The sequence below is a fragment of the Acinetobacter lanii genome (assembly GCF_011578285.1).
GTDB lineage: Bacteria > Pseudomonadota > Gammaproteobacteria > Pseudomonadales > Moraxellaceae > Acinetobacter > Acinetobacter lanii.
Genome location: NZ_CP049916.1, coordinates 1,615,722 through 1,629,846, shown reverse-complemented (window position 1 = coordinate 1,629,846; position 14,125 = coordinate 1,615,722). Strand labels below are relative to the sequence as shown.

General features: G+C 38.3%; 17 protein-coding genes and 3 pseudogenes. 10 read left to right on the top strand and 10 right to left on the bottom strand.

Translation table 11 applies throughout. The features are described 5' to 3' along the window. Positions 1-7: 7 nt before the first annotated feature. The 4 genes from G8D99_RS07635 to G8D99_RS07620 all read left to right on the top strand — a co-directional run bounded on the left by G8D99_RS07635 (position 8) and on the right by G8D99_RS07620 (position 3,445). Positions 8-559, top strand: coding sequence for a thermonuclease family protein (locus G8D99_RS07635; protein WP_166324059.1), 552 nt, complete (start codon positions 8-10; stop codon positions 557-559). Between the two features lie 201 nt (positions 560-760). Beyond that, complete coding sequence (locus tag G8D99_RS07630; RefSeq protein ID WP_166324057.1) at positions 761-1,603, top strand: DUF805 domain-containing protein; 843 nt, start codon at positions 761-763, stop codon at positions 1,601-1,603. Positions 1,604-1,752: 149 nt separating this feature from the next. Continuing rightward, positions 1,753-2,220 (top strand): MarR family winged helix-turn-helix transcriptional regulator, encoded by a 468-nt coding sequence (locus tag G8D99_RS07625; protein WP_166324055.1) that lies wholly within the window; start codon positions 1,753-1,755, stop codon positions 2,218-2,220. Further along, positions 2,213-3,445 (top strand): MFS transporter, encoded by a 1,233-nt coding sequence (locus G8D99_RS07620; protein ID WP_166324052.1) that lies wholly within the window; start codon positions 2,213-2,215, stop codon positions 3,443-3,445. Before G8D99_RS07625 ends, G8D99_RS07620 begins: the two co-directional genes overlap by 8 nt. Positions 3,446-3,607: 162 nt before the next feature. Here the strand turns inward: G8D99_RS07620 and G8D99_RS07615 are convergent, their stop codons facing one another. The 6 genes from G8D99_RS07615 to galE all read right to left on the bottom strand — a co-directional run bounded on the left by G8D99_RS07615 (position 3,608) and on the right by galE (position 8,741). Then, a complete protein-coding gene (locus G8D99_RS07615) occupies positions 3,608-4,210 on the bottom strand; it encodes a nitroreductase family protein (RefSeq protein ID WP_166324049.1) in 603 nt (200 codons plus the stop codon). Between the two features lie 347 nt (positions 4,211-4,557). Then, on the bottom strand, positions 4,558-5,049 hold the full coding sequence (locus tag G8D99_RS07610; protein WP_166324045.1) for a hypothetical protein: 492 nt from the start codon (positions 5,047-5,049) through the stop codon (positions 4,558-4,560). 277 nt (positions 5,050-5,326) lie between these two features. Beyond that, entirely contained in the window at positions 5,327-5,731 is a 405-nt protein-coding gene (locus tag G8D99_RS07605) for a type II toxin-antitoxin system HicB family antitoxin (RefSeq protein ID WP_166324042.1), read from the bottom strand. Between the two features lie 49 nt (positions 5,732-5,780). After that, entirely contained in the window at positions 5,781-5,963 is a 183-nt protein-coding gene (locus G8D99_RS07600; RefSeq protein ID WP_166324038.1) for a type II toxin-antitoxin system HicA family toxin, read from the bottom strand. Positions 5,964-6,132: 169 nt separating this feature from the next. Beyond that, positions 6,133-7,527, bottom strand: coding sequence for a class II fumarate hydratase (gene fumC / locus G8D99_RS07595; RefSeq protein ID WP_166324036.1), 1,395 nt, complete (start codon positions 7,525-7,527; stop codon positions 6,133-6,135). A 209-nt stretch (positions 7,528-7,736) separates the two neighbouring features. Further along, on the bottom strand, positions 7,737-8,741 hold the full coding sequence (gene galE / locus G8D99_RS07590; RefSeq protein WP_166324034.1) for a UDP-glucose 4-epimerase GalE: 1,005 nt from the start codon (positions 8,739-8,741) through the stop codon (positions 7,737-7,739). Between the two features lie 72 nt (positions 8,742-8,813). Here galE and tusD point away from each other — a divergent pair, with 72 nt between their 5' ends. From tusD to G8D99_RS07570, 4 genes are read left to right on the top strand one after another with little or no spacing between them, the layout of a single operon-like run. Next, positions 8,814-9,182 carry a sulfurtransferase complex subunit TusD gene (gene tusD, locus G8D99_RS07585; RefSeq protein ID WP_166324032.1) on the top strand — a complete coding sequence of 123 codons (369 nt, stop codon included), beginning with the start codon at positions 8,814-8,816 and terminating at the stop codon, positions 9,180-9,182. A 43-nt stretch (positions 9,183-9,225) separates the two neighbouring features. Further along, positions 9,226-9,576: a hypothetical protein gene (locus G8D99_RS07580; protein ID WP_166324030.1), complete on the top strand. Its 351-nt coding sequence runs from the start codon at positions 9,226-9,228 to the stop codon at positions 9,574-9,576. A 27-nt stretch (positions 9,577-9,603) separates the two neighbouring features. Then, on the top strand, positions 9,604-9,888 hold the full coding sequence (locus G8D99_RS07575; RefSeq protein WP_166324028.1) for a DsrH/TusB family sulfur metabolism protein: 285 nt from the start codon (positions 9,604-9,606) through the stop codon (positions 9,886-9,888). Positions 9,889-9,933: 45 nt separating this feature from the next. Further along, positions 9,934-10,257, top strand: coding sequence for a TusE/DsrC/DsvC family sulfur relay protein (locus G8D99_RS07570; protein ID WP_166324026.1), 324 nt, complete (start codon positions 9,934-9,936; stop codon positions 10,255-10,257). A gap of 16 nt (positions 10,258-10,273) precedes the next feature. On the opposite strand, the pseudogene G8D99_RS07565 reads toward G8D99_RS07570, so the two are convergent. Next, a pseudogene (locus tag G8D99_RS07565) lies at positions 10,274-10,966 on the bottom strand (type VI immunity family protein); the annotation flags it as partial. Between the two features lie 71 nt (positions 10,967-11,037). On the opposite strand from G8D99_RS07565, the gene G8D99_RS07560 reads away from it, so the two are divergent. Then, positions 11,038-12,113 (top strand): IS3 family transposase gene (locus tag G8D99_RS07560; protein WP_104505755.1). Its coding sequence is split into 2 segments (ribosomal slippage): positions 11,038-11,290 and positions 11,290-12,113, totalling 1,077 coding nucleotides; the frame shifts between segments, so codons are not numbered across the junction. A gap of 23 nt (positions 12,114-12,136) precedes the next feature. Next, positions 12,137-12,988, top strand: a pseudogene (locus G8D99_RS07555) (IS5 family transposase); the annotation flags it as partial. A gap of 88 nt (positions 12,989-13,076) precedes the next feature. Here G8D99_RS07555 and G8D99_RS15905 read toward each other — a convergent pair. The 3 genes and pseudogenes from G8D99_RS15905 to G8D99_RS07540 all read right to left on the bottom strand — a co-directional run. After that, positions 13,077-13,148 (bottom strand): annotated as a pseudogene (locus G8D99_RS15905) (RHS repeat-associated core domain-containing protein); the annotation flags it as partial. Between the two features lie 95 nt (positions 13,149-13,243). Beyond that, positions 13,244-13,615 (bottom strand): hypothetical protein, encoded by a 372-nt coding sequence (locus tag G8D99_RS07545; RefSeq protein WP_227554376.1) that lies wholly within the window; start codon positions 13,613-13,615, stop codon positions 13,244-13,246. Positions 13,616-13,703: 88 nt separating this feature from the next. Next, positions 13,704-14,117, bottom strand: a complete 414-nt coding sequence (locus tag G8D99_RS07540; protein WP_166324024.1) for a hypothetical protein — start codon at positions 14,115-14,117, stop codon at positions 13,704-13,706. Between the last annotated feature and the right edge of the window lie 8 nt (positions 14,118-14,125).

Genomic DNA, 14,125 nt, shown 5'->3' with positions numbered 1-14,125 from the left:
TCTGACGATGCTTTCACAATTCTCCCCGACATGGCTCATCGCAATCGGTGCTGTGCTTTGTTTTATTGCTTTATTGTTGTTACGGCGCTTACTGAATTGGGCTCAAGTGGTTTTTAAACCGTATAAAAAAGGCAAAAGCTATTGGTGCCGTGTAATTGCAATCAGCGACGGCGATACCCTCACCTGCGCAAGACTCAATTTACGACGTTCGGAAACCAAACTGCGTTTTGCCTATATTGATGCGCCTGAATCCAGCCAAAGTTACGGCGCTGAATCTCAACGTCTGATTAAAAAAATGGTTTACCGTAAATGGGTTCGAGTCAAAATTACCGATGTAGACCGTTACGGGCGATGTGTTGGAGTTGTCTATCGTTTTAAAAAAAATATGAATGAGGAAATGGTAAAACGTGGTGCTGCATGGGTATATGAGGAATATATCAAAGACCCAAAACAGCGTAAGCATCTACTCGCTTTGCAAGATACCGCTAAAAGAAATAAAAAAGGTTTATGGCGTGGCACCAAACCGATTCGCCCAAGTGTCTATCGTAAACAGCATTAATTGCTTAGGCTATTTAAGTTTTTTCTAATAATTTAAATCATATGGACTTGAGCATGACTTAAGTCCACTACATTTTAAAATTACAAAATAAATTGCGGTCTGATTTTAAATTTATAATATATTGATATTCATCATAATTAAAAAACCACGTTCATCACGTATTCAACATTATAAAACTCATAAAACATTTGGATGATAACAATGACAACACCGCTTGATAGTCACCCTATTCCTGTTGAACCCATACACTCTACTGAGCTTACTGAACGAAATCAGCCAAGCAAAGATTCACCGCTGTCACCGCATGGACGTTTCACCCGTATGTCTTATTTGGCATGGCTCTTTATCACCGGAATGGTGTATAGCTGTGCCCTGTTTATCGCCTTTGGATGTGCTGTCTATGCCATTGCAACTTCAGGAATTGACTTCTTCGATTTTCAGCCGCTTACATCCACTTTTTCAGGATGGTGTGCAACCTTAATTGCGATCGTTAGTGTTCTGATCTACGGTTATGTCACGATTTGTATTTCAATACGGCGTTTGCATGATCTCAATCGATCTGGATGGTTGGTACTTTTGGTGTTTGTTCCCATTATTGGGGTGCTGTTTATGTTGTATTTGTATTTTACCAAAGGTGATTTGGGTGCAAATCGATACGGTGATTATCGTCCGACTGAACAAACTGAAAAAGCATTGGGAATCATTTTTGCCATTATCTTTGGTGTATATACCATCGCGACACTTGCTTTAAGCCTTGCCCTTCCGAATCTACTTTCAGAGCAACTGTCTTCTTCGCATGAAGAGTCAACTGAACTGATGGATCAGGAATCCACTAAACAAGTGGAAGTTGATCAAGTGCCCCAGCATGTCGATGAACCAATCACCCGTGAACAACCACAGCAAATTGAATCTAGCGTAAGCACCGGTGTTGATGATTCGATTGACACAGTATTAGATGATGCAGAGCGCACCCAAGATCAAACTGATCCAGATCCGATGACCGAACAAGACTCAACTGAAGCCGTTGAAGCGCCTGAACAATAAACTTTAAACTGAATCCAATCGCCTATCTAAACAAGATGGGCTTTTTTATTTGAAAAATCTCATTATCGGGCTTTTTATAAATGAAAAGCTTGAAATAAAGTGCAATTAAGCGTAAATTTTAATCAATTTAGTTACCCTAGTTAACTATTATGCCCAATCTTAAATTTAGAACGGTTTTGCTGCGTAGTGCACGCTTACTCAGTGACGAGTTCAATGAAATTCTCCTGCAACATCAACTGAATTATTCATTGTGGCAAGTCCTGTATTTAATTCAGGATCAACCTGAAATTAATGCCAACGAAATTGCCAAATATTTGAATGTTTCAAAACCTTCAATCACCAAACGTGTGCATAGTCTGATTCATCTTGAACTGATTCAAGCCTTAGACGGCGTCGATAAACGCGCTAAAAACTTAAGCCTCACTGAAAAAGGGCTGCTTATGTTTAAAACCTGTTCTGAGCAAATCGATAGCTATGAGAAAACATTATTGAGCTCGTTTACGCCTCACGCACTTGAACAAAGTTTTGATACCCTGAATCAACTTCTGAATCAATTACAACAGCCTAAGACATCCCGCAATAATATTAATGCCCAACTGGAGAATACACATGACTAAAACATCTGATTCACAAGCGCCCGCCTTATGGACAAGAAATTTTATTTTAGTCAGTGCCATCAATTTTCAACTAGTTTTGGTGTTCTATCTTTTGGTGATCGTGATTGTCGGTTATGCAGTCGCTGAATTGGGTGCAAGTACGGCGCAAGCCGGTTTAGTATCAGGCTTATTTATTATTGGGACGTTGATCGGTCGGTTTTTGGTGGGTAAGTTCTTAGAACGATTTGGTCATCGCATTACCCTTATTACAGGTTTGCTCGGTTTCCTGATTTTTTCAGGGCTTTATTTTATTCAATTTGATATCGGCTTACTGTTAATTGTACGCTTTATGCATGGCTTTATGATGGGGGTTGCATCGACGGTACTTGGGACCATCATCGCGCAAATCATTCCTGCGACACGGCGTGGTGAAGGTATTGGTTATTACAGTTTAAGCAGTACTGTTGGGACAGCGATAGGCCCTTTCCTCGCCATTTGGATGATGCTTCACTTAGGCTATAATCTGATTTTTGCCGTATCCAGTGTGATCGCATTTAGCTGTGTCATCTTTGGCTTTTTTATCCAAATTCCAAAGATTCAAGTTTCAAGTAATAGCCTCACCACTCAAGTCGAGGTTCAAAAGCCCAGTTTTATCTCGCAGTTTATTGAACCAAAAGCCTTACCCATTGCAATCATCATGCTGTTGGCATCTATTTGTTACTCGGGGGTACTAAGTTTTATTAACTTCTATGCCAAAGAAATTAACTTAGTGCAAACAGCATCAGTCTTTTTCTTGATGTATGCCATCGCCATTATGATTTCACGTCCATTTACTGGCCCACTGTTGGATCGTAAAGGGGAAAATGTGATTATGTACCCTGCCTTTATTATTATGGCTTTGGGACTGTTTCTATTGAGTCAAGCCCATACCGGTTGGATGTTATTACTGAGTGCAGGTTTACTTGGCTTAGGCTATGGCAATGTACAATCTGTATGTCAAACCGTTGCAGTAAAAAGCGCGTCTATTGAACGAATGGGCTTTGCCACATCAACTTTCTTTATTTTCCTCGATGCAGGCTTAGGCTTTGGACCGTATTTTATCGGAATTGCTTTAGATTATATTGGATATGCTCAGCTCTATTTCTATAGTGCCATTGGTGCCTGCTTATGTATCGTAATTTATTATCTTCTGCATGGACGTCAGTCTAGCCTAAAAGTTAAAACTGCCCGTGCAACACCGCATTAAATTTTTTTCATCATTTTACTGTATTCAAAAAAGCGCTCAGCAAATTGAGCGCTTTTTTTTGGATTTGGATATGGCATTGAGCATAGTCAGCTTCGAGTCAATCTAACTTCAATCCACAGATTACTCAGCCAAATCAAACCGTTCCGATATGTTTAAAGACCTTTATTTAAACACTTTAAAACGTGCAGCATCATCCATATAACCCTTTTCATTTGGCCCGCCTTCTACTGAACCAAACACCAATTGCGCACGCAGTTTCCAAGATGCAGGTACATCCCACTCTGCATGAACTTGCTCATCTACGATCGGATTGTAATGCTGTAACGATGCACCAACACCATCGGTATGCAATGCTGTCCATACGGCGAATTGTGCAATCGCAGTTGAGTGTTCTGCCCAAATCGGAAAGTTCTCTGCATAAGATGGGAATTTTTCTTGTAGACCTTGAATCACATCCATATCTTCAAAGAACAATACTGTGCCTACACCCGCAGCAAAGCTATCCATTTTGGCATCTGTCTTGGCTGCAGCAGCTTCATCTTTTGCATAAGACTTAAGTTTGTTTTTAACAAAGCCCCAAAACTTTTCATGCTCAGCATTAAATAAAATCACAGCACGAGAAGATTGGGAGTTAAAAGATGATGGGCTTTGTTTAATTGCATCTTGAATCAAATCAGTTAATTGCTCTGGCGTGTGTTCTACGTTCTTGCCAATGGCATAGATGGTACGGCGTTTGTTAATTAAATCTAAAAACTGATTCGACATTTGACTAAATCCTTTGATATACCACCGGGGAATTTTGATACTTTGAATTTTATTGATTAGATAATCTAAACTGATGTTTAGTTCGTATTCAATACAAATTCTAGCCCTATTACCTTAAGCAGTTCTTGTAGTAACTGCTATGGTATTTATTTGATATTCATTAAAATTTGTTTTATTTGATTTATTTTTAATCAATACGCAATTTCCATATCTTTCATAAATTTTGGAAACACACTGTGATTCAATTTGTGAATTGGAAAATGTAGCTTAATTATAAATAGCGTATAGGCATAAAAAATCCCCCTGAATAGGAGGACTTTTACAATCATTTAAAACTGATTTTAAGCTTAGAATTTTGCTTCAAGTACATTTGCTTTAAGCTGACCTTTCCAAAGATCACGTAGAGTCGGTAAATAGAACTTCTCACCCAATTCAACCAACTCAGCATCAACCAATGCATGAACTTCATGCATAAATAGGTAGTCTAATTCGACCATAGACAGTTTAGGTTGATCTTTTGAATAGGTCTTACGTTTTTGTTGAGCTTGTTTCACCAAGTTATCTGCAAAAGCACGGGTTTTGTACTGCGCAATGGCGGTTAAACGTAGTTCAATTACCCCCCAACCGCTAATGAGTAATTTAAACTGTTCGAGATCTGTGGTGGTAGATTCCCATGTCATCTCTTCTAAGTTTTCATCTGATGGCAATACAGGTAGGATCAGTTCCATCACGCTTGGGAAAATCTTTTTGAAATTCAAAATAAATTTAATAGGGTGCTCACCTGGATAGTCTTTAAATTGCACATTCTTCTGAACATCTGTTAAATAAATATCGAACATCAAATAATTCCTTGGGATAACATACTGTTTAATAAAGACTTCAATGAATTTCTACAAACTCACGGTCAAACAGTGAAAAAAGCAAGCTGCATTTTAGCAATTATCACATCTTATTCAACGTTAATTGAGCAATACCTTCAATAGAAATCGCTTAAGTTGAATTTAATGAAGCTTAGTGAAATAGATGATCCAAAGCTAAGTTTTGATTAAATCATCAATCTCCAAAATTTGGAGATTAAAAAACCCGCACATGACGGGTTTTATTCTTCATACATATTTATGCATTGAGCATTCTTTCTGCACTGGCAGCTAAAAATGCCGAACGTGATTTAAAACGATTGTCTTTTTTTACACGATCATCGATTAAATGGATTAAACGGCTTGGCAGTGTCACATTAACTTTTTCGGCCTTACCTAAATAACGGCTGACATCAATATCAACAACAGCCCAAACCATCCCTTTATAATCGTCATTATCAAAAAAATTAACAGCCTCTGATGCTAAAGGAATTTCTTCTCCATCCTCAGCTAAAATTTCTAAATGACCTGCGATTGCCTCTTTAGCATTCTCAAGTGCCTCTTCAAAGGTATCTCCGGCAGAGAAACACCCTTGAATATCAGGGACAATCACACCGTAGGCTTGTTGATCTGAGCCTCTCTCGACTGCGAGTGGATATAACATTATTACGCTCCAAATAGGGTCAATCAATATATCTAGAAATTGGTGCAGCTCACTTTAGACCCGCTTGCTTCAAAATGCTATTCACAGTGCCAGGTGGTAAATCCTTTTTAGGATGAGGAATCGTGACCAATCCCTTCTTAGTTGGATGTTTAAAGTGATGGTGATCGCCCTTACATCGCACCTGATACCAACCGTCTGCTTCAATCATTCTGATTAAATCCAGACTCTTCATTTAACCCTCAATATTTATCTCATTACCACACTATAACTCTAGAGTTGTTTTTAATCAATAACTCTAGAGTTATAATTTATATTGCTCTTCAAATCTTTATAGAATCAATCTCGTCTAAATTTAAAAAGAATAAAGCCCTTAATTGAGGGCTTTATCAAATATAAATCGATTACTTCGTATTCGCCGACACCATATTTTCAGGCACAACCACCTGATCAAATTGTTCAGGAGTGATTAAGTTCAGCTCTACCGCCACTTGTTTTAGTGTTTTACCTTCTTTGTAAGCGGTTTTCGCCACTTTGGCGGCATTCTCATAACCAATCACAGGATTCAATGCGGTCACAAGCATTAGTGAGTTATATAGGAAATGATCAATCTTCTCAGGGTTTGGCTCAATTCCAACGGCGCAATGCTCATTAAAGCTATTACATGCATCGCCCAATAAACGAATCGATTGAATCAAGTTAAATGCAATGACTGGCATAAATACATTCAGCTCAAAATTACCCGATGCACCTGCCACATTAATAGTGGTGTCATTACCCAATACTTGCGCAACAACCATGGTCATCGCTTCACTTTGGGTCGGATTAACTTTACCCGGCATAATGCTTGAACCTGGTTCATTTTCAGGAATACGCAGTTCACCTAAACCACAACGTGGACCACTGGCAAGCCAACGTACGTCATTGGCTATTTTATTTAAGCTCACTGCTAAGGTCTTTAACGCACCTGAAGCAAATACTGCAGCATCACGACCCGCCAAAGCTTCAAACTTATTCGGTGCAGTCACAAACGGTAAACCGGTCAGTTTTGCCAATTGTTCAGCAGCTTTCACGGCATAGTAAGGATGTGCATTTAAACCTGTACCGACAGCCGTGCCCCCCAAAGGTAACTCATATAGCCCTTCTAGCGCTTGATTTAAGCGTTTTAAGCCATGATCAAGCTGAGACACATAACCACTAAACTCTTGTCCCAATGTTAACGGCGTTGCATCCTGTAAATGCGTCCGTCCGATTTTCACAATACCAGCAAAAGCTTTAGATTTTTCATCAAGCGTATCACGAAGTGCTTTCACTGCAGGAATCAGTAATTCATTGATCAATAAGCTTGACGCCACATGAATCGCAGTTGGAAATGAGTCATTAGTCGATTGTGCACGATTGACATGATCGTTGGGATGAACCGGTTTTTGCGCCCCCAAAGGATTACCCAGCTTTTGATTGGCAATATTGGCAATTACTTCATTACAGTTCATATTACTTTGTGTACCTGAACCGGTTTGCCAAACCACCAAGGGGAATTGATCATCCCATTTCCCTGCAATCACTTCTTCTGCTGCACCGACGATATAGGTTGAGAGCTCTTGAGGAATTTGATTCAGTTCAGCATTGGTGATTGCAGCGGCTTTCTTGACTAAGCCCATACCACGGATCATGGCACGAGGAAGTCGCTCACCACCGATTTTAAAATTTTGCAAACTACGTTGAGTCTGTGCACCCCACATTGCTTCGCTCGGTACTTCAACATCGCCCATCGTGTCATGTTCAATACGTGTTTGCATATTCCACCTCTAGATCATTTAATTTTAAAGTCATTTATATGTCGTCTATGACTGACTTACATCCTATGCTTACACAAGCTTTTTGTAAATAATTCTCATTTTCAATATTTAAAATACACGTCATACTAATCTTCAATAGTTGTTTAATCCATCAAACCTTTAAAGGATGGAATGAAACAATGGAATGCTTCTAGTCTTTATTCAATCAATTAACGAGAGTTTAAAGTATTTTGATAGAAACGCCATTCGTCTTGAATCATTTGCGTCACACTACGTTTAGATTTCCAGTTTAATACAGTCAATGCCTTATCACTGTTTGAGCCTAATTGCGCAAGCTCTTGAAAGACATAATCACTCTGACGTGTCCGAATCGATTGACCCGTGACCTGTTCGATCTGCTTTAAAAGATTTTGAATAGAGGACACTTCACCTACGATATTAAAGGCTTCAGAAACACCCAATTTACCATTTAGCCAATATAAACTGGCAAAGATCGCCTCACAAACGTCGAGCACATGCACGAAGCTACGCTCAACCGTACCATCAGCAGTATCGACATGCTGTTGGAGTTCAAGATCATCTCGCTGTAATGCAGCAACCTGTAGCGCCAATGGCACAATATTTTTAGGTAAAGGTTGCACAAACTCGCCTAGAACACCATGTTCAAATGCCCCGACCACATTTCCACTACGTAAAATTGCGACGTTCCATTCATTGTCAGTTTTAACTGTATCTCGGATAATCTCTTCAATCATTTGTTGAGATTTAATATAGGGATTTGGGTAGTCATATTGAAAGGCTAAATCCTCAACAAGATTTAAGCTTGATTGACCATAGACCGCTAAACTCGATAAATGCACCAAGTTGCGTACGCCTGTACGTTGCATGGCACGTAATAAACTCATAATGCAACTGACATTATCATTATAATATTCAAGCGGTTTTAAGCGAGATTCTTCAATTGATTTAAATCCAGCGGTATGCACCACAGCATCAATGGAATATTGTTCAAAGACTTTGTTTAAAGCCGGCGTATTTCGTACGTCAAGTTTGACAAATGGCACATACATGCCTGAAAGATATTCAAGTCTTTCTAAAGTTTGTAAATTTGAATTGGCTAGATTATCAACAATGACGACCTCTTGACCTTGTGCCAATAAGCTTAAAACCAAGTGTGAGCCTATAAAGCCTAAACCACCCGTCACTAAAATCATTGTATACTACCTTTTTTGTTATGAAGTCTGAATGTCCATTCAGTTTCTGCACATTCATTAAGTGAAGTTTCAATGTCTACTTTATTGCTAATTACCTCTGCTCCTAGTTCTATTCATGCTTGGCATGCTTTTGGACTTGCGCAAGCACTACAGACTAAAAATCAACAGTTCCGTGTTTTTTTCTATCAAGATGGTGTATCTGTTGCCAATGCTTTGCAGTGGGTTCCAGATGATCAACGTAATTTGACTTCAGAATGGCAAAAACTCGGCATTCGACTTCCGGTCTGTGTCAGTGCTGCCCTTGCACGCGGTATAACGGATCAAGAAAATGCACAGCGACATCACATCTCTAGCGCTAACCTTGCTCAAGGTTTTGAGTTGGTTGGTTTGGGTGAACTTGCCGATGCAGTTCAATCCGCAGAACGCTTAATTCAATTTTAAGTTGTTATTTTTATTTGACTGTTGCTTTTGAAAGGTAAATTGTTTGAAATCTGTACTCGTTATATTAACTCAAGCCAATTTAAATTCTCTGCAGGTGCATGAGAGTTTATCGGCAACGATGGTTTTGGCAACTTTTGGTTGTGAAGTTAAAGTTTTACTCCAAGATGCAGCACTCAGTCTATTGAAATCAGAACTCGCTTTCGATCAAATCAAACATGCTTTTAAGATTGCATCGAATATGGTCGACAGTTTTGAATTTTATGATCTCACTCCAATTCTTGTTGAATCCACTCAACAGCAGCATCCTTTTGTTATTCAATCTGAACAAGAGATCGAATTTATTGAGTTGAATGCTGAATTGATTCAGTCTTTCGATCACGTTCTGTATTGGTAAGCTTTAAAATAAATGTTGGAAAATATAATGTCTGAGAAAACACTTTATTTGGTTCAATCTCATTTTGCTAATACACAATCAGCATTGAGCAAACTCAATCAAATCTCTACACAACAAGACAGTATTGTACTGATGGGAGATGCCGTTTTAGCAGCAGACTCAGTGCAGCTAAAGAACACAACCCAGCTTTATATGTTGGAAAATGATGCGGAGTTATTTGCTTCACAACCTCATACTGATATTAAAATCATCAACTACGCTGAATTTTCAGATTTAGTGCTCTCTTTTCAGCGCTGTATCAGTTTAAAATAGTCGGATTGAATTTCTATTCTTGGTTTCACGTTTCTGGATTTTGTTATGAGTCAAAATGTTGTATTGGAATTAGATCAGGATGGTCATTTGGTGGATTACACCATTTGGAATCATGATGTTGCGCAGACTTTGGCTCAATCCCTGGATTTAGAATTGACTGAATGGCATTTCGAAGTTTTGGAAGCGGTACGTCAGTTTTATGCGCAATTTGGGCATTCTCCTGCGACACGTCCTCTCATTAAATTTTTAATGAAAGTGGTGAGTCCTGAAATTAACAATGCTTTGCTTCAAGAAAAATTTAATACAGGCTTAGTGGCTCGCCATTTAAGTCGTTTGGCGGGTGTGCCTAAACCGGCGAATTGTTTGTAAGAAGATTAAATTCAATTTATTCTTCCCCATCAAACTGCCAATACACATCACCCCAATCACTTTCAAAATCAGGGAAAATTTGCCCTTGTTTAAAGTATTGACGTGAGTTTTCTTTGGCAAATGTATACCAATATCCCGCATGTGGACATGATTCACCAGCAGCTACAATATCTATTCTTTCTTCAATTTGAGATTCGATTTCAACTCGTTTCAGTTCAGGCCAAGTGCTGTCTTCATCAAAACGAGCCATCCATTGCTTTGAGCTAACTGCATCAAAACGTGGATTTGGATCATCTGACCAAGTATCTAAAGTGGTGAGTTTTAAGTTGTCACATCGTATCGGCTTAATCAGTTCATTTGCCATCACCAATAAATCAGGGATACCTTCTTCAACTGGATAAAGTGACAACTCACCCAAACGTATCCATAGACTGTATTGATTAGGATTTTCTAAATCTTGTATTTTAGTTATTTCAATACGCGGATCATTTAATCTTTCTCGAATTTGCTCTTCACTTAAACCTAATTTTTCTAACCAATAAGGAGAAAGTAAAAAGCACCAAGTAGGCGTACGAATACCACCACCTAATCCATCACGATCTTCTGCAATAAACATATTTTCATGAGAAAACTCCATACCAGGATGGTCAATATCGAGTCCGTAAAAATAGTCTGTGAAAATCCGCTCAACTGTTTCAAACTCTGGAGAGGTAATCCCCCCTAAAAATAAAAGGATCTAAAAGTAGAATTTTCTCTTAAGATACAAGCAGGAGATTCTGCATGAAAACATCGAAATTTACTGACAGTCAGATCATGTCCATCTTGAAGCAGGCGGAATCTGGCACACCTGTAGCCGCCCTTTGTCGTGAACACGGCATGAGTAATGCCACGTTTTATAAATGGCGTGCCAAATATGGCGGTATGGATACCTCATTGATGGCTCGACTGAAAGAGCTGGAAGCAGAAAATACCAGACTTAAAAAGATGTATGCGGAAGAACGATTAAAGGCAGAGATCATCCAGGAAGCGATGGTAAAAAAGTGGTGAAGCCATCTTGCCGGCGTAAGATGGCACATCAGGTAGTTGCCCAGCATGCCATTAGTATTCGTTTGGCTTGTAAAGCATTTGGCATTAGTGAAACCTGCTACCGCTATCAAGCCAAACTCAGCGATGACAATGCATTAATTGCTGAACAGCTCATTGAACTCACTGAAGAAAATACAGATTGGGGATTTGGTCTGTGCTTCTCATATTTACGACATGTTGAGAATCACTGCTGGAATCACAAGCGGGTTTATCGCATTTACTGTGAGTTGGCACTGAATCTGCGTATTAAGCCAAGAAGAAGACTAAAAAGACATGCACCAGAACCACTAAAGGAACCAATCCGAGAAAATCAAGTTTGGTCATTAGATTTTATGCATGATCAGCTTTCCGATGGTCGAAAGTATCGGCTATTGAATGTAATTGATGATTACCGCCGCGAAGGCCTAGCCATTGAAGCAGGATTCTCATTGCCCACAATCAGGGTTATTCGTACGTTGAATCAGCTATTGGAATGGCGAGAAAAACCGTTAGTTATTCGGTGTGACAATGGCCCGGAGTTTATCAGTCATGAATTTGTACGTTGGGCTACTGAGCACGGCATTCGTATTGAATATATTCAACCGGGTAAGCCACAACAGAATGCATATATTGAACGTTATAATCGGACCATACGTTATAGCTGGCTGAGTAAACATTTATTTGATACTTTGGATGAAGTACAAGATTATGCAACGAGTTGGCTGTGGCATTACAACCATGAAAGACCACATCAAGCAAACAAAGGAAAGCCACCTCTAATGGCTGCTTAACCTCTACTTTTAACTTCGGTTATTTATGGGAGGATTACCCCTCTACTCAATGGTATGCTCAACAACAGGGTAAACACGGAAGAAATCAAACCTATTCTGATACAGCTATTCAGTGCTGCTTAATGATCAAATCTCTATTCCGAATCTCTTTACGTATGGTCACAGGTTTTGTTCAGAGCCTCATCAAACTCTGTGGATTAGATTGGACAGCACCGGATTATTCAACTATATGCAGAAGGCAAAAGTATATTGATATTGCGATTAGCTATCAAAAAAGTAGCGATGGTCTCCATCTACTCGTGGATTCTACTGGTTTGAAGTTTCTAGGTGAAGGCGAATGGAAATGTAAGAAACATGGGCCTGAATATCGTCGCCAATGGCGTAAGCTTCATATTGCTATAGATGCCGAAACCTTGCAAATACGTGCTGTACAGCTCACTACAAATAATGTCAGCGACTCACAAGTGTTAGATGATTTACTTGCTCAAATCCCATTGGATGAGAAAATTGATTCAGTCTATACAGATGGTGCTTATGACACAAAGCACTGCCGACAAGTCATTATAGATCGAGATGCACATGCGGTCATTCCACCAAGGAGGAATGCAAAGCCCTGGAAAGATCAACAAGCAAGGTCTATAGAGCGCAATGAGTTATTGAAAACAGTCAAACGGCTAGGAAGATCTCTTTGGAAAAAGTGGTCGGGTTATCATCGTCGAAGTTTGGTGGAAACCAAGATGCATTGCATCAAGTTATTAGGTGATAAATTAATGGCTAGGCGTTTCCCGAGTCAGGTGAACGAGATTCATGCACGTATAGCAGTACTCAACAGATTTACAGAATTAGGGCGTCCTCATACCCAAGTTGCCACTTAAATTTGGTTCACTTAGGGTAGCTCTACCTTTCAAACCTTTGTGCAACAAAGCCCTTGCACTGCGTACAAAGTACACTTTGTACTTGCTCAGGATCTTTAGTGATGAAACGGCCTACATACGGTGAATAATAACGATAGCGGTTATAATGAAGCCCTGGTTCTTAATGTTTTGCTAACACTGTTTAAAGCAGTACTCTTCAATATTTTATTAATTAGAAAAAAGCCTAGTATAAAGTTTACTAAGCTTATGCATTGATTATTTCTTTTCTAAGTATTCAATAAACTTATTTTCAAAAAAATTAAGCCACTCTTTATCTTCTTTTAAATCTGTTTCATAATCAATTGTTAGCAAAAAGACTTTAAATCTTAAAAAAATATAATATTGATCTTCTTTATAGCCATAATCATCAATTTCTTTCCAATTAGCTTCATTTAGCTCATTAAATATATCTAAAATTTGACTTTTATCGAAAACCTTATCCAATTTTTTACTCATGTAGTCTAAAAAATTATTAATATAATTTACAGTTTGATAGTTGCTTAAAAAATTTAATGCTTCATAATTACTATAATCCATTTTCAAGCCTAAATAATGTAATGCTTGTTCTATTACATCAACACTTCTCATTCAATTTCACCTATTTTTAAATTCTAGCCTTATATCGACATAAAAATAATTTCATACAATTTAAAAAAGATACTAAATTTCAAAGATACTACTGATTTTTCTGTTTTTTAATTTCTATATTAGAATTAGCAATTACCTCACAAAAACAATTTTGAGAAATAACTAAAAATTTACTTAGATTCAATTTATCTTGAGGATCAAATCTTTGTATATGTTCTTTATCTGAATTCTCAACTTTATAAACTCCAGCCTGCCAATTAGTTTCCTCAAAAATACTCATATCATATTTGCTTTCAACTTCTTCAGGCCACATTTCGTTAATTTCGTAATAGCATGAAGCAACAGTATTAAAATGAATATGGAAAAAAATTAGATCGTCATATCCATTTTCCTCTCCATCCATAATAATACTCAAAACTTCCTCATTTTGGCGTAAATTCAACTCAAATACGCTCCCTATTAAATATATTTTTTCAAAACTTACAAAGTTTAACTTATGCATAATATTTT